Origin of the sequence: Rhizobium sp. WSM4643 (assembly GCF_025152745.1) — a bacterium.
GTDB classification, from domain to species: Bacteria; Pseudomonadota; Alphaproteobacteria; order Rhizobiales; family Rhizobiaceae; genus Rhizobium; species Rhizobium leguminosarum_I.
Genome location: NZ_CP104040.1, coordinates 1885029 through 1909168 on the forward strand (window position 1 = coordinate 1885029; position 24140 = coordinate 1909168).

Consider the following 24140-nt stretch of genomic DNA (forward strand, 5'->3'; position numbering starts at 1 on the left):
GGCCGAGAAGCTCCGACCTAGGCGGCGAGCGAGATCGAACCGCAATCCGATATCGTCGCGGGATCCGGCATCGGTTTGCCGCGACGTTCCCACGTCCGGCGGCTGATGCCGAAAGCCTCCCAGGGGCGCGCTGCACTCAAAGAATGGGCGAGATAATCGGCTCTGGAACGCGCGCCGACGGCACGGCGCTGCTCCTCTTTCCGGCTTCGGTCTCGCTGCCGCCGCTTTTCCTTTTGCAATTTTTCTCGCTTCCGCTTCGGCACATCGAAGGCACCGATGGTGCGGATATTGAGGGCGCTCCGTTCTACGTAGCTTAGGTGCAGAGCATGACCGAGAGCGTCGGCGGACAACGGGGAAAAGCGCACCTTTGTCCGCTCGTAGATGACCTCCTCAATGTCGCCTTTCCCAGCCCAGGGAAGCCATCGCGCCGCCCAGCCGAGCACCACTTCGACGAACTCTTTCTTGAATTCGACCAGGGCGAGGCTGGCGATCACCTCGACATAGATCAATGCGTCGTCGGCCTCGGGCACAATGTCTCCGTGACGATGCCTGATCAGTTTTTCGATCTCGCGCATCCGGCCGCGGAAATGGTTCCAACGGCTGGCCCGCATGCGGCGCTGGACGGCCTTGTAACCCAGCAGACAGTCGCCGATCTTGATGGCCGCAACATCCCGCGCCAAGCCCTCCGGCCGATCCGCTTTCTCAGCCCGCTTCTCCGATTGCGTCGCTTCATCAGTGCCAACAAGGCGATCCATCGATTTTCCTTCACGATCTGCCTTGGGAGGCCGAAACCACTAATGATAAAGGAAGGCCGAGGGGGTGATCATCTACTTTTGGCGCTGTTTGCACGTCATTCTGTGGATTTTCGACATGGCGGTTCATCGCGGCTGGTGCCGGCCGTGTCGGTCAATTTGCCAAGTCTGTCGGGTGTGTCGCGGCGACCGGCATTGCTTTGCCGACAGCTTGTTCCACGCTTATGATGCCGGGCGTCCGCGGACTGCTCATCGGACTATACGGAACGGAGAAAGAGATGCGTAATTGGCTGGGCCTGCTTGCGGCAGGTGCTCTTGTCTTGCAACCGCTCACCTTCTCACAAGCGCAAGCAGCGAATGCGCTGGAGCGGGCCATCGCAGACGCGCAACCTTGCAGGTCGCTCAAGGCGAAGGTCTCGAGTTTTGGGATTACCGTGCAGGTCGGCGTCGACAAGCTCGATTCCGTGAAGATCGAAAACCTCCAGGTGTCGGTGAATGGCGACGCTGCGGAGGCCAGTGCCCGAGGCACGCTGGCCTGCAAGACATCGGACGAAGCTCTCGTCAAAGGCGGGTTCTCGGCGACCGCGGAAGTCCATCTGCGGGTCGACCTTGCGACTTGCAAGACCGCCGAGAGTTCGATCGAGATCGTGCAGACTGGCGGTCGCTTCGGCGATGTTGTCAATGGACTCCAGACCGAGATTTCCGAGGCGCTGCGGCGAAGCCTCGAGAAGAACCTCGCGAAGCTTTGCGAGAGGTGATTGACGGCTTTGACGCCGCTCAAGGCTTCCGCGGTTTGAGGCGCTCCCACTCCCTATCGATCATCGGCGCGGAGGAATTCGTCCTCCATCCGATCGCCGGGAAGGGAAGGCGCGGTTCAGTCGCCACATTCCATCAGCACGTCTGCAATCAGCGGAATCCGAAGAAACTCAAAATCGCGAGCACGATAACGACAGCGCCGACGAGCCAGATCAAATTGTTCATGGGAAACCGTTCTCCTGTTTGAGATCGGGCCAACTGTGGCCCGATCACATAACGGTGAAGCAGGTTAGGAGTTCCCGAACGGCCCATTGCTGTCGCGTGCCGCCCCTGGTGCAAAACCAATTTCGGTTCTAAATCTTTCAATAGCTGCACGAGCGAGCATTGCCGGGTCTGAACCCATCCGCGCATGCCGGGTTTACCGATGTATTCCGCTGATATTGATAATCCTGGTGATCCTGCCTTGCAGGCGACGTACAGGAAGACGTGATCGCGGATACGCCGATCAGCACTCCCGCTACCAACGTAAAAAATTGGTTCATCTGAACGTCTCCTTGCAAGGTTGTCATGGTGGCAATCTACCATGCCAACACGAGCCTATGCGAAAACTTCTGAGGCGCTAGACGCACGCTCAGCTGAGCCGAAACATTCGTATGATTGATCAACCAATCTCAAATCGTGATGCGTCGAACCTCAGCCGATGATCAACTTCGCTTCAGTCTAGTCTGATCGGGCTATTCTGCCGTTATGGAAGTAGTTGCATGGCCGTTAATAGTCAGGCGAATTTGATTTTGACTTGAATAAATCGGGGTTCTTCAGTAGAATTACGCCATAAAATAGTAATATAAATGGGAGGATACTATGTCGTCAACTCGGTTTGATCCGATTCTGCTGCATCGTCAACATTTCATCGATGAGGTCACGTGCCTCGATGAAATCTTCGATGTTCTGGAGGAGTGGCCGGAGGACAAACGGGGTTTGGCATATGAAACGCTGTTGAAGGCGTGCAGAGATACCGCCAACGGGCGTTTCCCGCTGAGCGCTGCACGCGAGAATTTCCGTCGGTTCCTCAAGATGTCGGGCGTGCTGGCGAAGGTCGAGGGTGGCCCAAAATTCGAGCGGCTGATGAACGAGCATATGGGCAATGCTTAGCAAGACAGGCTTTTGACGAGGCTATCCGATAGCAGACGAGAACGCGCCGCCACTTTGCGGTGCGTTCTCGTCTCAACGTCTGCTGGCCTGAAGTGGTCGCAAACTCCAGATTCGCTCTTCGTCTTCAGCTCTTTGTTTTCACGCATGTCGCTGTCGCAAAATCGCGGCACAGTTTTGCGCCCTATGCTTTGATGATCGCCTATTTCTTCGCCACCAAGCGCGCGGCGCGGCAAGCCCTGCCAAGAGGCAGATGCCTGTTCGGGTGTTGGATCTCGACAAATCTTAGCCAAGGCCGGCGCTGGCCCAATCGCATCGGAAGACCAGCATGGGCTTCGAAAACCCCTTGAACCGTCGGCGCGCTACGTGAGCGAAGAGATCGGCGGCGCCGTATTCGCGAAAAATGTTCTCCGAGACGAGGATCTGGTCGCTGGAGGCTGCCGCACAGAGACGCGCGGCAAGTTGCACGGTCGAGCCGAAGAGGTCGTTGCTGTCCTCGACCGGTTCGCCGCAGTCCAGTCCAATGCGGATGTGGATCGGTTCGGTGTTACCGCCGTTGTAACGCTTGAATTCCCGCTGGATCGCCATTGCGCATTCGACGGCTGCTGTTGTCGCGGCGAAGGCCGCCATGATGCCGTCGCCGGTGTGTTTCACTTCGCGGCCCGAATTCTGGCTGAGGCATCGGCGCACGATGGCATCATGGGCTCTGACCATTTCGGTCGCAATCCGGTCGCCGAGGCGCGATGTCATCGCTGTCGATCCGACGATGTCGGTAAAGAGGATTGCTCGGTGGCCGGGATCGACGTCGCTGGACGACTGACCGGGTGCCGGCTCAGGATCGTGAATTCGGCCGAGAAAAGCCTCGACCGCCGACAAGGCAACCTCGACGATCTCGGCGGCGACGAAGCCGTGCGCTTCGCGATGCACACATTGCGCGGTTTCGGCATCCGGTGCATCCACGAGGCAAAAGGCGGTCCCGCGCCGCTGATCGAACCAGTAGGTCAGGAATTTGACGCCGTACTTGTCCTGGATATCGAGATCCATGCGATGCGCCCTGGCAACGTCGGCGGCTGACGTTCCTTCAAGAAAGTGCCGGTCCATGAAGATAGGCATCGCGCGCTCCTCCCAGATCCGCCGCGTGCAGGATAGATGGCATTGTACGACCCGGATGAAACTCCGTCCACCTCTGGGACAATCCATGAATGATTATAGGGGTTTTTGCTTCCGGCAATGCATATGAGTTGCTGTAATCCTTGTAGAGTATAAAAGGAAAGACTGAGTTTTAATCAGCAGGCCTGGGAGGGGAAGCCCGATATTTACCATAATCAGTCGCTTAATGACTGATCGCAGGATCCCAGTTCAGGCTCCATGTTCTCGAAAGCAGCGGCTGCAGGGGATCTGGAGGGGACGAAAGGAACGCCTACACTGCGAGCATCGCTGACCAAGATCAAATCCCGTGAAGCCACCCTTCGGCTGGTGACGCGGCCTACCAACGGCACGCAACTTGCATCGTACCCATGAGCTCCACTGAAATTGGGAAAAGCTGTAGCAAAGTGAGACAGACGGCACATTTTCGACCGGTTGGCTTGGCCTCAATGGGGATCGGCCATTATGCCGTTATTAACTCCGTGTGGGACGCCGCGCGCACGCTGCTGCGCGACTGGCCGGTAGACGACGGTGAAGAGTATTTCGAGGCCGTCAAGTCGTGCCTGGATGCGATCATCGGCGATCTCCCACCGGAACACGTGCGGGCGGCCTTCATCAGGGCAGCACAGGAGGCCGGCATCGCCGTCATAGAAGCGGCCGACTGAGTATCTGGCTCGCCTCGACCCCAGCCTCCGCCTGACCACACCCGTCCTCAAAGCCATATCATCCAAACGCTTGACTTTTCCTGCCGAAGTTCTAACGTAGAACAAAACAGGAACATTGGAGATGATCATGACGCACACGGAACAGGTGATCGCCAACGCCCTCGCGCTCGTCGAAGCGTCCCGCGCAGCCCGCGAGCGGGATCAACAGCGGCGCGCCGCCTGGCAGAGAAAGGTCGAACTCAGCCGGCCGCTGCCGCCATTGCCGCGCCCTGTGCAATTGCCGTTGGCGCTGAACTGATGCAGCCGGCAAAAGTCTTGGAACCCAATCGGCCTCGACCCGAACAAACTGGACCTGATCAAACCTGGCCCGATCAAGCCTGGCCAGATCAAGCTTGGGAAGTCGAAGCCGTGCTTGCCTGGCATGACGACAATGCCAAGGCGGCGATACGCTCGCTGCTCGATGACTGCAAACATCTCCGCCAGCAATTGGCGCTGGCGGAAAGCGTGATGAGCCGCGGGATGGCCCGCGGATGGGCGCCGCGATACGAGCGGGATGCCCTCTAAAGATCCGTGTGCCCCGTTTATAGCGCGGCACCTCTAATGCTCCTCATCCTTATACGTTGCCCATCGGGCGGAGCCTCGAAGGATCTGCCGCAACGCTTTCGAACGGACGCGTCGGCTGGCCGGCGACAGCTTTGAGCGGCGCATCGGGCGCACGGTCGCCCGCAAGCAGGCCGGCGTTCCGCTCCGGCTTTTCCAGCGCGAGGGAGGAATTGGGATAGCCGATATCGAGTTGATGCACATCACGGCCGCGCCCGCATATTGCCGCGCTTCATGGCGTCGAGAAGATTGGTCGCCAGACCGAGCACGGCGGCGGCGCTCTTCCTCATAGCTGTCGAGCAGCGCGTCAGGGGGGCTGGCAGCAACCGCCGCCAGTTTCCATCCGAGATTATAGGCGTCCTGAACGCTGGTATTCAGGCCCTGTCCGCCGACCGCCGCGTGCGCGAGGCGGTCATCAGCCCGAAGGGCAAGGCAATGACCGATCGCATCGATATCGCCCGCGAGCGGATGGGCGAGGGCGAACCGCAGGCGGATTAGCCTCTGAATCACTCCGGAATGTGGCCTTTGAATTCATCGGAGCCATTGCGCCGGCGCGTCGGCGATGATCTTGTAGCGTCGTGCAATCGCAACGTTTTCCGGTGATTCCCAATGTTCGACATTCTGTGGCGCGGCCTGGTGATCGGCGCCGGCGCAACCATCCTGATGGACCTCTGGGCGATCCTGCTCACCCGGTTCGGCCAGGCGGCGCCCAACTGGGCACCTGTGGGACGCTGGTTCTGGCACCTTGGCCGCGGCAAGGTCTTTCACGAGAGCATTGCCGATGCCGAGCCCTATGGCAGTGAATTGGCGCTCGGCTGGACCGGCCACTACGCCGTCGGCATCCTCTATGGGGTGATCTTCGCCATCATCATGGGCTCGGCCTGGCTGGCGACTCCGGCATTTCTACCCGCCTGGATCTTCGGCATCATCACCGTCGGGGCAGGGTGGTTCCTATTGCAGCCGGGCCTCGGCATCGGCTGGGCCGCTTCCAAACATCCGACCCCGAACAAGGTCCGGTGCTTCAATCTGCTGGCTCACACTGTTTTCGCGCTGGGGCTTTATGGGACGGCGTTGATCATCGGCTGAGATCAGCCAAAACCCCTCCCCAACCCCTCCCCACAAGCTAGGGCATATACATAAGTCGGTGCGACGGATTGACTCGGTTTGCGGGGGTCGGATTCCTTTACTGCGGGCTGTATGATTGTTTTGGCGACGTTTTGATTTGGGAGCGTCGCCGATGGATGTAGGGCATGATTTTTCGTTGGGCCGGTTTGGAGATCGTCGTCTCGATAAAGGGGGGCGGTGCTGCTCCGTCGCATTGTGCTGCGCGAGACGGTTTGCCTTCGCCAGTTGGCCGAGGGCAACCATTCGCAGGAGATCCGGTTCGGGCGTTTTCTCAACAACAGTGCGGTGAGCGTGGAAGAGATCATTGCCGGCTGGAGCCAGGAGACCCGGTCTGCGGTTGAGGGTCGCCACGTGCTGGCGCTGCAGGACACCAGCGAGATCAAGTTTGCGACGACGCCGGACAGCCGGCGGGAATTGGGCAAGATCAAAAAAGGCAATTGCTTTGGCCTTTTGCTGCATCCGATGCTGGCGCTCGATGCCGACACCGGCAGCTGCCTTGGCCTGGTGGGCGGCCGGGTCTGGACGCGGGGTAGCAAAGAGCTTACGCCGCATGCCGAGCGGCCGTTGAACGAAAAGGAATCGCGGCGCTGGGTGGAGACGGCAGAGGCGGCCAAACTGGTGCTTTCGCGTGCGGCCCGGGTCACGGCGATCGCCGACCGGGAGGGTGACTTCTTCATCATGTGGGCGCGCCTGCCCGATCGGCGCTTCGATCTTTTGTCGCGCGTCATGCATGACCATGCGCTCATCGACGGTTCCAAACTGCGCCGCGCGGTCGAAACGGTGGCGTTTTGCGATACTCAGACGATTGATCTGCGCGAGCGCGCCGACCGTCCGGCGCGGCAGGCGACGGTGTGCCTGCGCTTCGGCGAAGCGACGATCCGGCGGCCGCAAAACCTGCGCGAGGCCGGCCTGCCCGATGGCGTCAGGCTGAGCTGGGTCGAGATCGTTGAACCGGCCGCCCCCGACGGTGTCGAGCCCTTGCACTGGCTGCTCCTGACCACCCATTGGCTCAGCAGCCCGGCCGATGCCTGGCAGATCGTCGCCTGGTACAAGCAGCGCTGGATGATCGAGCAGTTCTTTCGGGTGATGAAGAACCAAGGCTTCAAGATCGAGGACAGCCAGTTGCATCTGGCGGCACGGCTGGAAAAGCTCGTCGCCATCGCCGCCAAGGCCGCAGCAATCGTCCTCCAGCTCGTCCAAGCCCGCAGCGGCGGCGATCACCAGCCGGCAAGCCTGACCTTCACGGCAGCCGAGATCGATACCCTCGCCGCCCTCGAAAGCCGTTTCAAGGGCACAACCAAGCTGCAGTCCAATCCCCACTCTAAGGCCTCGCTGGCTTGGGCCGCCTGGATCATCGCCAAGCTCGGCGGCTGGAACGGCTACGCCTCGGCCAAGCCGCCGGGCCCAATCACCTTCTTCAACGGCCTCAAATACTTTCGAGCCGTCGCCGATGGATGGGCTTTGCGAGATATGTATATGCCCTAGCTCCCCACAAGGGGGAGGGGCTAAGATGCCGCACCCGCTTTCTAGAGCGTTTCAGGTTTTGACGGAAGCGTATCCGGCATTGTCGAAGTAGTTGCTGCATTCGCTGGGCTCGATGGTTGTGACGAGGTGTCCGATGTGGCGCCAGGTGTCATCGATGGTTCGCTTCTGAGCCAGGCGCATCCAGTGCTTGATTTTGGCGAAAGCCTGTTCGATCGGATTGAGGTCGGGGGAGTATGGCGGCAAGTACCAGAGCCGAGCACCAGCGTTGCGGATCATCTGACGGATGGCGACCGACTTGTGGGAGCCGAGATTATCCATCACGACGATGTCGCCGGGTTTGAGCACCGGTACGAGTTGCTGCTCGACATAGGCGCGAAAGCACTCACCGTTGATCGGTCCATCGAAGACACAGGGTGCGGTAAGCCGATCGCAGCGCAACGCGCCGAGGAAAGTCAGGGTGCGCCAATGTCCGTGCGGCGCGAAGCTGCGCAGGCGTTTGCCCTTCGGCCCCCACCCTCGAAGCGGCGCCATGTTGGTCTTGATCCAGGTTTCATCGATGAAGACCAGCCGTCTTGGATCGAGGCCAGCCTGCCAGGATCGCCAGCGCTGTCGCCGTCGCGCGACGTCAGCGCGCGCCTGCTCAAGGGCGAACAGTGTTTTTTTTGAACCGCAATCCCTCACGCCGCAGGAACTGCCATACCGTATCGTGGGATACCTTCACCCCTCGCGCGGCCAGCTCTTCCTTCAACCTGTGCAGTGACACATGCGGCGTCTGGTTGATCCGCTCCACGATAAACGCCCGATGCGGCTCCAGAACCCGCTTGCGGTGGCCGCCCATCTTCCCAGGCGCGACAGATCCGCTCGAACGATAACGCTGCGACCACTTTACCGCTGAAGACACGGCAATACCGAACCGCGCCGCAACCGACCGGCAGCTCTCACCGGCTTCGATTGCAGCAACAACACGCTCACGAAGATCATTGGAAAGAGGTCGCGTCATTCGATGCTGGCCTCCACTCCAGCCAGCATCTTGAATCACAAAACACACAAAAACGGAATCTGGAGGGTTCTGTGAGGTCCGGGCGCTGGGCATGCGGCATTCACTGATCGGACCTCATTGAAGCCGGATTGAGCGAAGGCGCGGGTTGTTTGGCACTATGGGGATTTAGCCGAAGCGGTGGATGGCATTTGGCAGGATCGAGTCCTGCCGGAACGCGTGGACAGGTCTGGAAGGAGATTGTTAGCGGTCATTGCGGTGTCGTTGACGAGCCTGTTGGTCGGTTTGCATCGACCGAACCCTTGGGGCCGTTGCGTCTCATGTCGCGTCGGCACATTTAGCCAAAGCACTCCCCTCGCGGTCCTTCGACATGCCGACGCTGATCGTTGCAATGATGCTGCGTCTGATATGATCATGAACTGTCGTTCCATGCTGACCGGCAGGTTGGTTGATGCGGCTTCCAGGTGCCGAGGATGCTCATCCTTCCGCCACAACAGGGGCAGCGGTGCGCCACAGGTGGTGGCTTTGCGTCCGGCTGTTCGAGCGGCTGCTCCTGCGTTGGGACGTTGAGCAGGCTGCGGCACAAGTCCAGCTTCAATTGCCGATGGCCATTGGCAAGCAGACCATAATGACGAATGCGATGAAAGCCGTCCGGAACCGTGTGAAGCAGGAAACGGCGGATGAACTCGTGAGCATCGAGCGTCATCACCTTCTGCTTGCCGCCCGTTCGATAATCCTTCCATCGGAAGGTGACCTTGTTTCCATCGATGCTGACGAGGCGGGAATTGGAGATAGCAATGCGATGGGTGTAACGGCCGAGATAGGCCAGCACCTGTTCGGGCCCGGCAAAGGGCGGCTTGGCGTAGACGATCCAGTTGACACGCCGCGCTTCTTTGACAGTGCGATTGAATGCGGCTGGATCGGCCAAGCTTGGCGATGTCGCCGAAGAACCGAAGTTGGCCCAGTTCTCGTAGGCCTGCTTCAGCTCGTCGAGAAACAGCCGCCGGAACAGGCGTGACAGAACCCGCACGGGCAGGAAGAAGCTTGCCCGGCAAGCAACCCAGCGGGACTGGTCGAATGACAACCCACCGCCCGGCACGATGCAATGGATATGCGGGTGATAATGGAGGTTCTGTCCCCAGGAGTGCAGCACCGCGATGAAGCCGATCTCCGCACCCAGATGTCTGGGATCCGCAGCAAGCTTGCGCAGCGTTTCGGCGACGGCGCGAAACAGGATCGTGTAAACGGCATTCTTGTTCTGGAAGGCGATTGCGGCGATCTGCTGCGGTAGGGTGAAGACGACGTGGAAATAGCCGACCGGCAGAAGGTCGGCCTGCCGCGCGGCAAGCCAGTCACGGCTCGCCTGTCCCTGGCACTTCGGGCAATGCCGGTTGCGGCAGGAATTGTAGGCGATGCGGAGCGTCGCGCAGTCCTGACATTGCTGGACATGCCCGCCCAGGCGAGCGGTCCGGCACATCTCGACCGCACTCATGACCCGGCGTTCGACACGCCCGAGATGAGCGTCGTGTGTTTGACGATATCTTTCCCCGTGGCGGCGAAAAATGTCCGCCACCTCCAGTCCCGCCGCCATGGCGAAGCTATACTCAGCCTGGCGGCACCACCTCCAACGTCAGCCGGTCGAGCGGGCTGGTCGTGCTGCGGATCAGGGTATTGGAAACCTTCGTGTAGCGTGCCGTGGTGGACAGATTGTTGTGGCCGAGCAAGACCTGGATGATGCGGATGTCGGTTCCGCTTTCCAGAAGATGGGTGGCAAAGCTGTGACGCAGCGTATGGACCGTCACCCTTTTATCGATGCCGGCAGCAGTGCACGCCGAACGGCAGGCAGAATACAGAACCTGGACGTCTATGGGCTTGGTCTCGTCCCGGCCTGGAAACAGCCAGACCTCGGGTCTCGCCAGCCGCCAATAGACCCGCAGGATCGCGAGCAACTGCGCTGACAGCATGACGTTGCGATCCTTTCCGCCCTTGCCATGCTCGACACGGATGATGCCGCGTTCGCCATCAATGTCGCGGACCTTGAGATGGACAGCTTCCGAGGCGCGCAGCCCCGCTGCATAAGCTGTCGTCAGTGCGGTGCGGGTTCTCAGGCTCGGAACTGCTTCCAGAAACCGCACGATCTCGTCGCCGTTTAGGATCGTCGGAAGCTTGGCGGGTGTCCGGGCATAGGCAATGCGCTCCGGTATCTCGCCATGACCGAGCGTGACGCCAAAGAAGAACCGCAGGGCACAAACTGTCTGGTTCAAGGCCGGCCACGATAGGCCCGATGATACCAGATGCACCTGAAACGCGCGCACGTCTTCCAGTCCAAGACGGTCTGGCGATCGCCCGAAATAACGCGAGAACTTGGTCACCGCATGCAAATACGATCGTTGCGTCGCTGGCGAAAGATTGCGGATCGTCATGTCATCGATCATGCGCCGGCGCAGCGGGCTTATCTCTGTCATCGTCATCTCCTGTTCAAAGGTTGGCTAAAACAGCCCAATCCTTCAAATCAGAAGCGCATCATGCAAATCCCGCACTCCAAGTGCCGCGAAAGCGGCTTCGTTCAATCCCTTCCGATTCAACTAAATCCGGATACGCTCTAGATCTGCGACGTTTCAAGAAGAACGAGGTGGGCGCTCCGGGTTAGTCCCTCCCCCTTGTGGGGAGGGGTTGGGGAGGGGCCTTTCTTGGATACCCACGAACCGAACAGCCTCGCCTCACCGCGCCGCCCAGTTGGCGCCGCGGCGGAAGATGGTCTTCATCTGGGGAACGTCGAATTCCTTGGCCTGATGGCCGAGCGAGGAATAGAAGACCCGGCCCTTGCCGTATTTCCGTTTCCAGACGACGGGCATGACGACGCCGTCGATCCAGTAGGCGTGTTCGCCGGTGAACTTCGTCGTCGCCAGAACCTCGTTCGAGGGGTCGACATGCATGTAATATTGCTCTGACGTATAGGGGAAATCGGCGATGCCCTCCATCAGCGGATCGTCAGGCCGTGTGATGTTGACGGTATAGTCGATGATGTTGCCGGGGTGAGCCACCCACTGGCCGCCGATGATGAACTGGTAGTCGACGGAATCGCGGAAGGCATCGCCCGCGCCGCCGTGATAGCCGGCGATGCCGACGCCGCTTTCGATCGCCGTGGCGAGGTTCTTGACCTCCTCCTTCTCGATCTTCGACATCGTCATGATCGGCACGACGAGGCTGAGATCATGGACGGAAGGGTCGGCAAGCGCCTCGGTGCCGTGTTCGAGATAGACCTTGAAACCGTCTTCCTCGAGCATGGTCTTGATGATTTCGGCGCACTCCTGCGGCTCATGCCCGCTCCAGCCGCCCCAGACGATCAGTGCTTCACGCATAGTCTTTCCTCCTGAAACTTATTTCGCCAGCCGTCCGTCGACGATGGATTGGGACAAGGGGGCAGGGCGCTCCACTGCCGTTGATATCGCCACTGTCCGGCCGGTCGCAGCGGCGGTGTGGAAGGCTTCCATGACTTCGAGCACATGCAGCGCCAGGTCGCCATTGGCGCGGTGCGGCCGGTTGGAGCGGATCGCATGCGCCATGTCGGCAACGCCGAGCGAGCGGTAGTTGCCGTCGGCATAGGGCGCGGTGACCGGTTGGTCCTCGAACGGCCCACCCTTCTTCAGATATTCCACCGGGCCGGCGAACTTGTTGGGATCGGGAACGATCAGCGTGCCTTCGGTGCCGTAGACCTCAAGCGGCACATGCTTGTGGCCGGCGACATCGAAGCTCATGGCGATCTGGACGACGGCGCCGTTGGCAAAGGCCATCATGCCGGTGACATGGGTCGGCACATGCACGGGAATGCGCTCGCCATTGCGCGGTTCGCTGGTGATCAGCCGTTCGGCGCGCGGCGTCGTCGCAAAACCCGCAACTTGCGAAACCGGTCCGAGAAGATTGACGAGATCGGTGATGTAATAGGGACCCATGTCGAGCATCGGCCCGCCGCCGACTTCGTAATAGAAGTCCGGGTTCGGATGCCAGCGCTCATGGCCCGGGCACATGAAGCTCGCCGAGCCGCCGACCGGCTGGCCGATGACGCCCTGGTCGATCAGCGCGCGGGCCGTCTGGTGGCCACCGCCGAGGAAGGTGTCGGGGGCAGCACCAATGCGCAGATTCCTCGCCTTGGCGGCATCCGCCAATTTTTTCCCTTCCGCGAAATTAATCCCGAGCGGCTTTTCCGAATAGGTATGTTTGCCGGCCTCGAGCGCCTGCAGCGCGACCGCGACATGGGCTTTCGGGATCGTCAGATTGACGATGATCTCGACCTTCGGATCGGCGAAAAGCTCTTCGATCGATCGGGCGGGAACGTTGAATTCCTTAGCCTTCGCCTCGGCCAACTCCCGATTGAGATCGGCAACGCCGCGAATGTCGAGAATGGGAAAGGATGCCATCGCCGTGAGATAGGCGCCTGAAATATTGCCGCATCCGATGATGCCGATACCGACTCTCTCCATGAATTCCTCCATTGATTGTGATTGTGGCGCCCGTCAGAGCGCCGGCCCGGTCGTGCTCCAGGGCGATTCGTAAAGCTCGTAGAGCGCCACGGCAGCCGCGCCCTGCGCCCAGAAATCATCGCTCGAATCGTCGAAGACGAGTTCGCTCACCCCCTTCAGCGAGGGCGGAATGGCGAGCGCATAGGCATCGCGCAGGCTGTTCAGAAAGGGTTCGCCAAGCGCCAGGCTCGAGCCCACAAGGATGACGCGGGGCGGCGCAAACAGCGTGACGATGTTGGCGATGGTCAATCCCACCGCTTCGCCGGCGCGGATGGCGGCGCTTATCAGCCGGTCGTCATCGGCCTTGATCAGCGCCTGCGCATGGTTCATGCCGCGGCCGAGCCGGATCGCTTCGGCAAAACGCCCGTCGGCTGGTTGTTCGCCGAGGATGGCGCTTTCGCCGGCCTGGCTGAAAAGCCGGATGACGCCGTTCGGCCCCATGCCGAGCACGAGGTCGCCGAGATTGTGGCTGAGGCCGCCGGCGCCGCGAAACAGGCTGTTGCCGTGCAGCACGCCGAGCCCCAACGTTTGTTCCAGCGAAATCAATACCATATCCTCGAGATCACGCGCCTTTCCGAACCAGTGATGGCCAAGCGTGATGGCGTGCGCATCACTTTCGACGATGGTCGGCGTTGCCAGCCGCGTCGACATCTCGGCGGCGAAATCGACGTTGGTGTCGCGAAAGATCGGGCTGCTTCTGATATAGCCGGTGCGGTGCTCGATGACGCCGGGAAAGCCGAGGCAGACGCTGTCGACATCCTCGAGCGACAGCCCGGCATCGACGACGCAACGCCTGACGCCGTCCTCGACGAGATCGGCGATGACGCCGATCGGCTGCCGGTCGATGCGGATCGGCAAGGCGAGCTTCGACAGCACGTCGCCGCGGAAATTGGTGACGATGAAGACCATCCTGTTGGCGGCGATCTTGGCGCCCACCACGCGGGCGGCATCCGGATTGAGCTCCAGCGCCACGCGCGGCCTGCCGCGCACCGCCTCGTTGCGGATGTCGCCTTCATGGCGCGGCAGGATCAGCCCGTCGTCGAGCAGCGACGCGGTGATGGCGGAAACGGTGGTGGTGGAAAGCTCGGTGCGTTCGCTGATCTCGATGCGCGAGATCGGACCATGGCGCCGGATGGTATCGAGCACGTTCAAGCGATTGATCGCGCGCATCAATTCTGGATCTGCGGTCTTCATAAAAAATAGCCGGCATCGTTTGTTGGGCGGAACCCAATATTTTTAACGGGTTACGAAATAAATAGCAGGCAATCCCGTGGGCCTGTCAAGCGTGTTTGGTAAAAATAGCAGCGATTGGGTTGACATCCGGGCAAAGCTCCGTTGAATTAATCCGCATAGGGGAAAAATTGTGAGGATAGACCCCTGGGAGGAAAATCAATGAATTTTATGCTGAAGAACGCCGCTTTCGGCGGCAGGCGCATTGTATCCATGGCTGCGGCAGCCGGCCTGTTGTTGGCGGGAGCGGGCGCCGCCTCGGCGACGACGGTGGTGAAATGGCTGCATCTCGAGCTCGACCCGAAAAACGTCGCGGCCTGGGAAGACATCGTCAAGAAATACGAAGCCCAGCATCCCGACGTCGACATCCAGATGCAGTTCCTCGAAAACGAGGCCTTCAAGGCCAAGCTTCCGACATTGCTCCAGTCCGACGACGTGCCGGATTTCTTTTTCAGCTGGGGCGGCGGCGTGTTGAAGCAGCAGTCCGAAACCGGCGCGCTCCAGGATGTGACGGCAGCGCTTGATGGCGATGGCGGCAAGCTGCGCAGCGCCTATACCCCGGCTTCGGTCGATGGCCTGACTTTCGACGGCAAGACCTGGGCCATTCCCTACAAGGTCGGTCTCGTCAGCTTCTTCTACAACAAGACGCTGTTTGCCAAGGCGGGCGTCAAAGCCGAAGACATCAAGACCTGGAGCGATTTTCTCGCCACGGTTCAGAAGATCAAGGCGGCCGGCATCGTGCCGATCGCCGGCGGCGGTGGTGAGAAATGGCCTATCCATTTCTACTGGAGCTATCTCGTCATGCGCGAGGGCGGCCAGAAGGTGTTCGAAGCGGCCAAGAACGGCGAGGGCGAAGGTTTCCTTGATCCCGCTATCATCAAGGCCGGCGACGACCTCGCCGAACTCGGCAAGCTCGAGCCGTTCCAGCCCGGCTATCTCGGTGCGACCTGGCCGCAGACGCTCGGCGTTTTCGGCGACGGCAAGGCTGCGATGATCCTCGGCTTTGAAGCGACCGAGGCCAACCAGCGCAAGAATGCCGGCGACGGCAAGGGGCTTTCATCAGACAATATCGGCCGTTTCGTCTTCCCGACGGTCGAAGGCGGCGCCGGTAAACCGACCGATACGCTTGGCGGCCTGAACGGCTGGGCCGTCACCAAGAAGGCCTCCAAGGAAGCGCTCGATTTCCTCGCCTTCCTCACCAATGCGGAAAACGAGCGGGCGATGGCCAAGGCCGGCATGTTGCTTCCCGTTGCCGTCGGCGCCGATGACGGCGTCGTCAATCCGCTGCTCGCCGAATCGGCAAAACAGCTTGCCGGTTCGACCTGGCATCAGAACTTCTTCGACCAGGATCTCGGCGCGGCCGTCGGCCGTGTCGTCAACGACGTCTCCGTGGAAATCGTCTCCGGCCAGATGAATTCCAAGGACGGTGCCCAGATGATCCAGGACGCTTTCGAGCTGGAACAATAACCAGCGCCCGCAGAGCCTTCCCGGCGCTCGCGATCAAGTGGAGCGCCGGCATTGCTGCCGACGAACGAAAGCAGGACCCATGGCCAATATTTCAGTACCCTCGATGACATCGGCCGCAAGGCCGGCAAGACGGGCCGCAAACCGGAAAAGCTCGGTCGCCCACGACCGGCTGACGGTGCTGCTCATCTTTCTGCCGCCGGCGCTGCTGCTCTTCACGCTCTTCGTCATAATGCCGATGGGCGAGGCGGCCTGGTACAGCCTCTACAAGTGGAACGGCTATGGCACGCCGACCGAGTTCATCGCGCTGCGCAATTTCCAGGTTCTGTTTCGAAATGCGGCCTTCACGCAGGCGCTGGTCAATAACGGCCTGATCATCGTCATCTCGATCAGCATTCAGGTGCCGCTCGCCATCTGGCTGGCCACCATGTTGGCGCACCGCATTCCGGGTGTCGTCGGCTACCGCCTCATCTTCTTCCTGCCCTATGTGTTGGCGGACGTTGCCGCGGGCCTCATCTGGCGCTTCGTCTATGATGGCGACTATGGCCTGTTTGCCGCCGTTTCCAATTTCTTCGGCTTCGCCAATCCTTACGTGCTCGCCGACAAGGACGTGGCGATCTATGCCGTGCTCGGGGTGATCGTCTGGAAATATTTCGGCTTCCACATGATGCTGTTCATCGCCGGCCTGCAATCCGTCGACAAGAGCGTGCTGGAGGCAGCCGAAATCGACGGCGCCACCGGCTGGCAGAAGTTCCGTTACGTGACGCTGCCGCTGCTCGGCTCGACCTTGCGTCTTTCCATCTTCTTTGCCGTCGTCGGCTCGCTGCAGCTCTTCGACATGATCATGCCGCTGACCGGCGGCGGGCCGTCCAACTCCACCCAGACGATGGTCACCTTCCTCTACACCTACGGCGTCATGCGCATGCAGGTCGGCCTCGGCAGCGCCGTCGGCGTGGTGCTCTTCATCATCTGCGTGACGCTCGCTTTCGGTTACAAAAGGATATTCATGCGCCATGACTGATATGAGCTCCTCCATCCGCATGAGCACGTCCACGCGCGTCTATCTCTACGTGTCGCTGAGCCTGATTGCCGCGATCGTGCTCGTGCCGCTGCTGACGACGGCGCTCGGCGGCTTCAAGACGCTGGGCGACCTGCGCACCAATCCCTTCGGCCTGCCGACGGAGTGGCAATGGGCGAATTACACCGATATCCTCTTCGGTGAACGCTACTGGCTGCAGATCGGCAATTCGCTGGTGATCGCGTCGCTCACCGTCCTCCTGACGCTGATCGTCTCGTCGATGGCGGCTTTCGCCTTTGCCCATGTCCGCTTTTTCGGATCGTCCTTCCTGCTGAATTATTTCCTACTCGGCCTGATGTTTCCGGCGGCGACCGCGATCCTGCCGCTGTTCATTCGCATCCGCGATCTCGGCCTGCTCGATACCTATTGGGGCGTGGTGCTGCCGCAGGTGGCTTTCGGTCTCGGCATGAGCATCCTGCTGTTTCGAAACTATTTCCGCAATCTTCCGGAAGAATTGTTTCAGGCGGCCTTCGTCGACGGCTGCGGTTATCTCCGCTTCTTCTGGCATATCTCGCTGCCGCTCTCCCGCCCGATCGTCGCCACCGTCAGCATCATTTCCTTCGTCGGCAGCTGGAACAGCTACATCCTGCCGCTGATCATGCTGAACTCGGAATCGAAATATCCCTGGCCGCTCGGCATCATGGTCTATCGCGGCGAGTACGGCACGGAATGGCAGCTGGTGCTGGCCTTCATCACGCTGACCATCCTTCCCACCATCATCGTCTTTTTCGTCGCCCAGAGACACATCATCGCCGGTCTGACCGCCGGCGCCGTGAAGTCCTGAGCCGAACCGTTGGAGTGCAATCATGGCATCCGTTGAACTCACCGATATCAGCAAGACCTATGGCGCCATCGACGTTATTCACGGCATCTCGCTTCATATTGAGGATGGCGAATTCGTCGCCCTCGTCGGGCCGTCCGGTTGCGGAAAATCGACGCTGCTGCGGATGATCGCCGGCCTCGAGGAGATCACCGATGGTGAGATCGCCATCGGCGGCAAGGTCGTCAACGCCATGACGCCGCGCGAACGCAACATCGCCATGGTCTTCCAATCCTACGCACTCTATCCGCACATGACGGTTGCTGAAAACATGGGCTTCAATCTGAAGCTCGCCGGCGTTGCCAAACCGCAGATCGAAGCCCGGGTGGCCGAAGCCGCCCGCATGCTGGATCTCGGCAATCTGCTCGACCGCAAGCCGGCCCAGCTTTCCGGCGGCCAGCGCCAGCGCGTCGCCATGGGCCGTGCCGTCGTGCGCAATCCCGCCGTCTTCCTGTTCGACGAGCCGCTGTCCAACCTCGATGCCAAGCTGCGCGTGCAGATGCGCTCGGAGATCAAGACGCTGCACCAGAAGGTCAGGACAACCTCGATCTATGTCACTCACGACCAGATCGAAGCGATGACGCTTGCCGACCGCATCGTCGTGCTCAATCAGGGCAGGGTGGAACAGCAGGGGACACCGCTCGAACTCTACAGGAAGCCTGCCAATCTCTTCGTCGCCGCCTTCATCGGATCGCCGGCGATGAATATGCTCGAAGGCACGGTCGACGGCGAAAACGGTGAACCCGCCGCCCGCCTCAGCGACGGCACGGCGATCCGCATCGCGCCCGACCGAAAGGTCAAGGCCGGCCAGGCCGTCACCATCGGCCTGCGCCCCGAACATCTCATTCCAGGTGTTGCCGCCGGCACGCCGCTCGCCGGCCGGACGATGCTGGTGGAACCGACAGGCGCCCAGACCCATGTCGTCTTCGACCTCGCCGGACAGCAGGTGACCGCCATCGTCGACGGCGAATACCCCGCCCGCTACGGCGCCGTCTTCGAGGCAAGTATTACGAGTGATCAGGTGCACGTCTTCGACCGAGGTACTGGCGTGGCGCTCTAGGAGCGGCAGCCTTGGGGCATGCGAATCCTCGGCCCCGGAGATTGCCGAAACCAGCCGCTCATCCGGCTGCCGGCACCTTTGCCGGGGCGAGACCTGTGGCTCTACCCCGGTAAGGTTAGGGTGAAGGACAGCTATTCACGCGTTCCGGCGGCGAGACTAAGGTCTCTGCTCCCTAGACCATAAACTGCCATTGGTGGTATTTGCCACATAACTCCGGAAATCTTCAGCTCATTGCATGCATCAGCGACGATCGCCTGGAGTGGTTCGAGATCGTCAGCATGAACTGTGGCGGCCGAAATTACCTGAATGATCCGGCGATTTCGCCGCTAGGCGCTCTCTAAGGTATACGTTCCGCATGGAAGAAGAGACTTCATTGGACGGCGGCGGGCGTACCCGCGTTTCGCGACGCAGCAGCGTGGTCTTTCGCGCATCAGGTCCATGGTCTCATACGGTCATCAGTCTTCTGCAGCATCTTGAGCGCTCCGGTTTTTCTGAAGCACCGCGGGTGATAGGCCGAGGTTTCGACGAGCAAGGACGCGAAACTTTATCATTCATTGAGGGTGAAATTCTTCATCCCGGGCCTTGGGCCGACGACGCACTTCCCCGGTTGGGGGATATGCTCAGACGACTGCACGACGCCACCAGTTCATTTTCAGTTCCGAAGGATGCCGTTTGGCGACCGTGGTTTGGCTTGATTGGGAAGTTGCCGGTCCAGTGCGCCAGGATATCGAACTGGTGCAGGCATGCTGGTTGAACGCTCAGCTCTATGATGATGACATCGCGGAAAAGGTGGGCCTCGGTTCGGCAACAGCGAGGGCACGACAAGTCCGCATGCTGCTCGACGGATATGGCCTGGCACGGAATGCTCGAAGCGGGTTCATCGACCAGTTGATCGAATTCGCAGTGCTCGATGCAGCGGCACAGGCAATCGAATCCAGCGTCACGGCGGAAAGTACGAACCCTGAGCCACTCTGGGCAATAACGTGGAGAACAAAGAGTGCGGCCTGGATACTCCGCAATCGCCGCATGTTGGAGGCTGTTCTTGTTTGACGACGCGGCCATCCCCAGACGCACACCGAAGACTGTCAGTTGGCTCCGCATGCATGGCAAACGCCACCGGCCGTGGAGCGCTATGGCAGCTAGTCGAGATTGGTCATTCACTGCGAATATTAGTTGCCAATTGATCGCGATATTGGAGGTCAGAGAATGCAGCAACACCACTTGGGGATTTTGATCGGAGGCAGTTCGCATGTTGGAAAATCCACACTGGCGAAGAGCTTGGCTGTCTCGCTTGGTAGGGAACTCATTTCCACCGACAAACTGGGCCGCCACCCCGGTAGACCGTGGCCGACGCTCCGTCCCCAGGTAGCTGAATATTATTCACGTCTCTCTGACGATACAGTGCATTGGTTTTTGAAGGTTCATCACGAGAATATGTGGCCGTACATATGTCAGATCATCGAAAACCAGAGGCGGCTTTTGAAGCCCTTCATACTTGAAGGGTCGGCACTGCGGCCAGAGTATATGACGAAACTCGATCCAAACCTCGTCAGAACCGTGTTTCTGTACGCAGAAGACGACTTCTTACGTGCCCGCATGATGGAAGAAGCCGGCTACAAGGACGCCACTCAATCGGCGGCTTTGATCATCGAGAAATTTGTCGAGCTTCGATCCGCGACAAGAGGGAAATGTTAGAGACAGCGCGAGACGCCAAACTTCAGTGTGTTGACGTAGCTTACCCGGAAGCCCTTGAAGCTTTGGTGAAGGAACTCGCTGCTGCCTACTCGGTGGCCAATGAATAGGGAGGATAACCGGCTCCCACTTGCTCAAAAGACGAAAACATAAAAGAGATAAAGCCCAAACCCGCCTCTTGAAGGAGGAGAAAAAATGAAACGCATCGAGATGGAGGTGAGCGGCGGCTGCCAGTGCGGTGCCGTGCGCTACCACGCAACCGCTATGCTTGACAATTCGCATCTCTGCCATTGCCGCATGTGCCAGAAAGCCTCGGGCAACGTCTTTGCCGCGCTCGTCGCCGCGCCCGATGATGCGCTCACCTGGACGCGCGGCAAGCCGAGCGTCTGGAAGAGCTCGGAGCTTGTCGAGCGCGGCTTCTGCGCCAATTGCGGCACACCATTGTTCTTCCACCACCTCGAAAACGGTCGCACCAATCTGATGATCGGTTCGCTTGACGATCCGCACGCCTTCTCGCCGCTTGCCAATACCTGCACCGAGAATATGGTGGCATGGTTCGATACGATCACGGGCATAGAAAATACCGGTGCGACCGAAAACAACGGCGCCGACTGGGCCGCGGCGATCAAGGAGAGCAGCAACCAGCACCCCGATCACGACACCACCTCATGGGCGGTGAGGGGGCGTGACGGCTGAGTCCTATTCCGGCGGTTTCCGGTGCGGCGCTGTCCGTTGCCGCTATTTCCGAGCAGCCCGTCAGCTTCCGGCCCGGCTCCCGCTCCGTCTTGACCCCCGAGCAGAGCGGTCCTACAAGATAGCTATGGCAACACACCTCTGATTGGCCGCGCCTTGCGGCTTTGAGCGAAGCGCAGTCCTGCACGACACCGCGGGGCCACTTCCACTTGCCAAGCCAAAATCAGAGATTTTCCAATGCCCACGCTCTACCTCACTTGCGGTCTTCCCGGTTCGGGGAAGACGTCGCTCGCCAAGACAATCGAACATGAAGCATCTGCCCTCCGTTTGACTGGAGACGAGTGGATGCACAAGCTTTACCCCGGCATCTCTACCCTGGAAGCCGAAACTGGTCCGTGCCGAGGTAGAGTCGAGAGCCTACAATGGCAGATCGCGCTGCGTGCCATCGGGCTTCAGTGCAACGTTGTCGTGGATTGGGGAGTGTGGTCACGGGCAGAACGCAACACCTGCCGGGAGGAAGCTCGCGCAGCTGGTGCCCGCGTCGTCCTCTGCTTCCTCGACGTTCCCTTTGATGAGCTTTGGGACCGGGTCTCCCGGCGAAATGCCGAGCTTCCAGTCGGCACGTTCGACATCTCGCGGGCGGACTTGCTTAGGTGGTCGAAACTGTTCGAGCCGCCAACCGCCGAGGAATTGGCGTTTTACGATCGGCAAACCCATCCAGCCATCGCCGCCCTTACATGAAACGCCACAGCGCCAGGGTGTTCTCAGTCTGCGTAGTAAGCGGGTCCGGACCAGCTCGTTGATTTCGCGTAAGGCGACAGCGCAACAGACGCGCCGCTTCCGGCCCCATAGCGGTCGTCTATCCAAGCCGAGCCGATGTCCGTTGTTCGTGCGAACGGGACCGCCGCCGGGCCATCCCGGCGGCCGACTGCCGCGATATATTATTCCGCCGCGATCCGTGTGACGCCGTTGGCCTGGACGATCTTTTCCAGCAGCGCCAGCTCGTCCTGGGAAAGATCCGTCAAAGGCGGGCGTACGGGGCCGGGATTCTGCCCGAGGACGCGAAGGCCGGCCTTGATGATCGAGACGGCGTATCCCTTCTTGCGGTTGCGCAAGGCGACGAAGGGGAAGAAGAAGCCTTTGAGGATCTCGTCGACGGTTGCCTGGTCGCCGGTGCGCAAGGCGCCGTAAAAGCGCTGGGCAAGCGCGGGCACGAAGTTGAAGACGGCCGATGAATAGGTCGTCACGCCTGCCGCGAAATAGGCCTGGGCATAAACCTCATGGGTCGGCATGCCGCCGACATAGACGAGACGGTCGCCGAGCAGGGTGGTGATCTCGATCACCTTGTCGACATCGCCGACGCCGTCCTTGAAGCCGATCAGGTTCGGGCATTCCTCTGCCAGGCGCGCGATGCTGTCGGCGGTCAGAATGGCGTTGTCGCGATTATAGACGATGACGCCGATGCCGACCGATTGGCAGACCGCCTTGACATGGGCGATGAGACCCGCCTGCTCGGCAAACATCAGATAGGGCGGCAGCAGCAGCAGCCCGTCCGCGCCGGCCTTCTCGGCCGCGACTGCGATCTCGATGGCGAGCGACGTGCCGTAGCCGGTTCCCGAAATGATCGGCGTCTTGCCCGCCGACGCCTTGGCCGCCCGGATCACCTGCGGAATCTCGGCCGGATTAAGCGAGAAGAATTCACCGGTGCCGCCGGCGGCAAACAGTGCAGCAGCGTCATAACCGGAAAGCCACTCGACATGACGGCGGTACTTCGCTTCGTCAAATTTCAGTTGGTCGTCGAAATGCGTAACGGGGAACGACAGGAGACCACTACCGACGGCCTTCTTCAATTCAATCGGGTTCATCATGAAGTCCTATTCTTGACGTGTTGAAAACCGGCTCACTCGCTGTCGAGCACTTGCAGAAGTGCCGCGATATAGCCGTAGCAGAAGGCAAATGCGGTGGCGGTTGGGTCCTTGCCGCTGACTGTCGGCACATGGTCGGGCATCAGCATGTATTTGAAGCCCACCTCCTTGTAGATCCTGGCCGAGCGGACCATGTCCATGTCGCCTTCTTCGGGGAAGGTCTCCATGAAGGACAGCTTGCCGCCGCGAATATTGCGGAAGTGAACATTGAAGATCTTGCCGCGCTGGCCGAACCAGCGGATGACATCGTCGATTTCCTTGCCGGGATTTTCCAGCATCTCGCCGATCGAACCCTGGCAGAAATTGAGGCCGTGATACGGGTTTTCACGCATCAGCACGAATTTCTTCAGACCTTCCACCGTACCCAGCACCCGCGTGACGCCGCGATAACCCGGCGGCGTATAAGGATCGTGCGGATGGCAGGCGAGCCGGACGCGGTTGCTTGCAGCAACAGGAACGACGCGCTCCAGGAAATAGTCGATCCGTTCCCAGTTCTCGTCCTCGGAAAGCACGCCGGCAAGGCCGGGCTCGGCCTGCTGATCCGTTTTGTCCCAGCGGAAACTCGCATTCAGCGATCCGCCGCGTCCGGGTTCATCCGGCGTGCGGGGAATGCCGATCAGGTTGAGATTGTACTTCACCGCAGGAATGCCGGCGGCCGCAACGTTCTCGATCAGCTTGCAGACGGCGTCGATCTGTCTGTCGCGCTCGGCGCCGGCAAGCAGGATATCGGGATAGGAAGCCTTCTCGATCGGCTGCGAGGGCAGCGGCAATTGAATCATGTCGAGGATCAGGCCGAAGCTTTCGACCTTGTCGCGATGGCGCTCGAGATCGGACAGCGTCCAGCTGCTCGGCTTTCCCGGCGGGTCGGCGTTGATATGCTTCACACCCAGTTGCGCGAAGATACGATAATCGTCGTCATCCCGCGCTGCGACCTGTGTTCCCAGATACATTTGAGTCTCTTTCGAAATTACACAATGTCATAT

Annotated in this window: 25 protein-coding genes and 3 pseudogenes; 16 read left to right on the plus strand and 12 right to left on the minus strand. The window is 60.2% G+C overall.

What is annotated here, in order from left to right:
• Positions 1-17: 17 nt before the first annotated feature.
• Positions 18-755: a hypothetical protein gene (locus N1937_RS09595; protein ID WP_170258048.1), complete on the minus strand. Its 738-nt coding sequence runs from the start codon at positions 753-755 to the stop codon at positions 18-20.
• Positions 756-1030: 275 nt separating this feature from the next.
• Here N1937_RS09595 and N1937_RS09600 point away from each other — a divergent pair, with 275 nt between their 5' ends.
• Complete coding sequence (locus N1937_RS09600) at positions 1031-1510, plus strand: hypothetical protein (RefSeq protein WP_222291208.1); 480 nt, start codon at positions 1031-1033, stop codon at positions 1508-1510.
• Between the two features lie 148 nt (positions 1511-1658).
• On the opposite strand, the gene N1937_RS09605 is transcribed toward N1937_RS09600, so the two are convergent.
• A complete protein-coding gene (locus tag N1937_RS09605) occupies positions 1659-2093 on the minus strand; it encodes a hypothetical protein (RefSeq protein ID WP_260058440.1) in 435 nt (144 codons plus the stop codon).
• 276 nt (positions 2094-2369) lie between these two features.
• Between N1937_RS09605 and N1937_RS09610 the strand changes: the two genes are divergently transcribed.
• The gene (locus N1937_RS09610) at positions 2370-2660 is read left to right on the plus strand and encodes a DUF982 domain-containing protein (protein ID WP_017964215.1); all 291 of its coding nucleotides are present in this window, start codon (positions 2370-2372) and stop codon (positions 2658-2660) included.
• Between the two features lie 282 nt (positions 2661-2942).
• Here the strand turns inward: N1937_RS09610 and N1937_RS09615 are convergent, their stop codons facing one another.
• Complete coding sequence (locus tag N1937_RS09615; RefSeq protein WP_162118661.1) at positions 2943-3770, minus strand: nickel-binding protein; 828 nt, start codon at positions 3768-3770, stop codon at positions 2943-2945.
• 440 nt (positions 3771-4210) lie between these two features.
• Here N1937_RS09615 and N1937_RS09620 point away from each other — a divergent pair, with 440 nt between their 5' ends.
• From N1937_RS09620 to N1937_RS09630, 3 genes are all read left to right on the plus strand, one after another.
• The gene (locus N1937_RS09620; protein ID WP_017964218.1) at positions 4211-4468 is read left to right on the plus strand and encodes a DUF982 domain-containing protein; all 258 of its coding nucleotides are present in this window, start codon (positions 4211-4213) and stop codon (positions 4466-4468) included.
• Between the two features lie 127 nt (positions 4469-4595).
• Positions 4596-4766 (plus strand): hypothetical protein, encoded by a 171-nt coding sequence (locus N1937_RS09625; protein WP_162039352.1) that lies wholly within the window; start codon positions 4596-4598, stop codon positions 4764-4766.
• Entirely contained in the window at positions 4766-5032 is a 267-nt protein-coding gene (locus N1937_RS09630; protein WP_260058443.1) for a hypothetical protein, read from the plus strand. Before N1937_RS09625 ends, N1937_RS09630 begins: the two co-directional genes overlap by 1 nt.
• A gap of 97 nt (positions 5033-5129) precedes the next feature.
• On the opposite strand, the pseudogene N1937_RS09635 reads toward N1937_RS09630, so the two are convergent.
• Positions 5130-5464: pseudogene (locus N1937_RS09635) on the minus strand (FAD-dependent monooxygenase); the annotation flags it as partial.
• Between N1937_RS09635 and N1937_RS09640 the strand changes: the two are divergent.
• The 3 genes and pseudogenes from N1937_RS09640 to N1937_RS09650 form a co-directional block, all read left to right on the plus strand.
• Positions 5453-5542: pseudogene (locus N1937_RS09640) on the plus strand (MarR family transcriptional regulator); the annotation flags it as partial. The pseudogenes N1937_RS09635 and N1937_RS09640 overlap by 12 nt on opposite strands.
• A gap of 135 nt (positions 5543-5677) precedes the next feature.
• On the plus strand, positions 5678-6154 hold the full coding sequence (locus tag N1937_RS09645) for a DUF2938 domain-containing protein (RefSeq protein ID WP_260058445.1): 477 nt from the start codon (positions 5678-5680) through the stop codon (positions 6152-6154).
• Positions 6155-6370: 216 nt separating this feature from the next.
• Entirely contained in the window at positions 6371-7678 is a 1308-nt protein-coding gene (locus tag N1937_RS09650) for an IS4 family transposase (protein ID WP_222351084.1), read from the plus strand.
• A gap of 51 nt (positions 7679-7729) precedes the next feature.
• Here N1937_RS09650 and N1937_RS09655 read toward each other — a convergent pair.
• From N1937_RS09655 to N1937_RS09680, 6 genes are all read right to left on the minus strand, one after another.
• Positions 7730-8678 (minus strand): IS630 family transposase gene (locus N1937_RS09655; protein WP_162115351.1). Its coding sequence is split into 2 segments (ribosomal slippage): positions 7730-8341 and positions 8343-8678, totalling 948 coding nucleotides; the frame shifts between segments, so codons are not numbered across the junction.
• Between the two features lie 409 nt (positions 8679-9087).
• On the minus strand, positions 9088-10266 hold the full coding sequence (locus N1937_RS09660; RefSeq protein ID WP_260058446.1) for an IS91 family transposase: 1179 nt from the start codon (positions 10264-10266) through the stop codon (positions 9088-9090).
• 13 nt (positions 10267-10279) lie between these two features.
• Complete coding sequence (locus N1937_RS09665; protein WP_011654197.1) at positions 10280-11140, minus strand: tyrosine-type recombinase/integrase; 861 nt, start codon at positions 11138-11140, stop codon at positions 10280-10282.
• A gap of 255 nt (positions 11141-11395) precedes the next feature.
• Positions 11396-12037, minus strand: a complete 642-nt coding sequence (locus N1937_RS09670; RefSeq protein WP_003539493.1) for a ThuA domain-containing protein — start codon at positions 12035-12037, stop codon at positions 11396-11398.
• A gap of 18 nt (positions 12038-12055) precedes the next feature.
• On the minus strand, positions 12056-13156 hold the full coding sequence (locus tag N1937_RS09675; RefSeq protein WP_260058454.1) for a Gfo/Idh/MocA family protein: 1101 nt from the start codon (positions 13154-13156) through the stop codon (positions 12056-12058).
• 33 nt (positions 13157-13189) lie between these two features.
• Positions 13190-14389, minus strand: coding sequence for an ROK family transcriptional regulator (locus N1937_RS09680; protein WP_260058456.1), 1200 nt, complete (start codon positions 14387-14389; stop codon positions 13190-13192).
• A gap of 198 nt (positions 14390-14587) precedes the next feature.
• Here N1937_RS09680 and N1937_RS09685 point away from each other — a divergent pair, with 198 nt between their 5' ends.
• From N1937_RS09685 to N1937_RS09720, 8 genes and pseudogenes are all read left to right on the plus strand, one after another.
• Positions 14588-15892: an ABC transporter substrate-binding protein gene (locus N1937_RS09685; protein ID WP_162118656.1), complete on the plus strand. Its 1305-nt coding sequence runs from the start codon at positions 14588-14590 to the stop codon at positions 15890-15892.
• Between the two features lie 79 nt (positions 15893-15971).
• The gene (locus N1937_RS09690) at positions 15972-16910 is read left to right on the plus strand and encodes a carbohydrate ABC transporter permease (protein ID WP_170263061.1); all 939 of its coding nucleotides are present in this window, start codon (positions 15972-15974) and stop codon (positions 16908-16910) included.
• Complete coding sequence (locus tag N1937_RS09695; RefSeq protein ID WP_003539503.1) at positions 16903-17751, plus strand: carbohydrate ABC transporter permease; 849 nt, start codon at positions 16903-16905, stop codon at positions 17749-17751. Before N1937_RS09690 ends, N1937_RS09695 begins: the two co-directional genes overlap by 8 nt.
• Before the next feature lie 22 nt (positions 17752-17773).
• Positions 17774-18847: an ABC transporter ATP-binding protein gene (locus N1937_RS09700; protein WP_260058461.1), complete on the plus strand. Its 1074-nt coding sequence runs from the start codon at positions 17774-17776 to the stop codon at positions 18845-18847.
• Positions 18848-19519: 672 nt separating this feature from the next.
• Complete coding sequence (locus N1937_RS09705) at positions 19520-19897, plus strand: hypothetical protein (RefSeq protein ID WP_260058462.1); 378 nt, start codon at positions 19520-19522, stop codon at positions 19895-19897.
• A 156-nt stretch (positions 19898-20053) separates the two neighbouring features.
• Positions 20054-20649, plus strand: a pseudogene (locus tag N1937_RS09710) (hypothetical protein).
• Between the two features lie 85 nt (positions 20650-20734).
• Positions 20735-21235 carry a GFA family protein gene (locus tag N1937_RS09715; RefSeq protein ID WP_260058464.1) on the plus strand — a complete coding sequence of 167 codons (501 nt, stop codon included), beginning with the start codon at positions 20735-20737 and terminating at the stop codon, positions 21233-21235.
• Between the two features lie 234 nt (positions 21236-21469).
• Positions 21470-21973 carry an AAA family ATPase gene (locus N1937_RS09720; RefSeq protein WP_260058466.1) on the plus strand — a complete coding sequence of 168 codons (504 nt, stop codon included), beginning with the start codon at positions 21470-21472 and terminating at the stop codon, positions 21971-21973.
• 200 nt (positions 21974-22173) lie between these two features.
• On the opposite strand, the gene kdgD is transcribed toward N1937_RS09720, so the two are convergent.
• Positions 22174-23100, minus strand: coding sequence for a 5-dehydro-4-deoxyglucarate dehydratase (gene kdgD, locus N1937_RS09725; protein WP_260058467.1), 927 nt, complete (start codon positions 23098-23100; stop codon positions 22174-22176).
• A 32-nt stretch (positions 23101-23132) separates the two neighbouring features.
• Positions 23133-24107, minus strand: coding sequence for a mannonate dehydratase (locus N1937_RS09730; protein ID WP_260058469.1), 975 nt, complete (start codon positions 24105-24107; stop codon positions 23133-23135).
• Between the last annotated feature and the right edge of the window lie 33 nt (positions 24108-24140).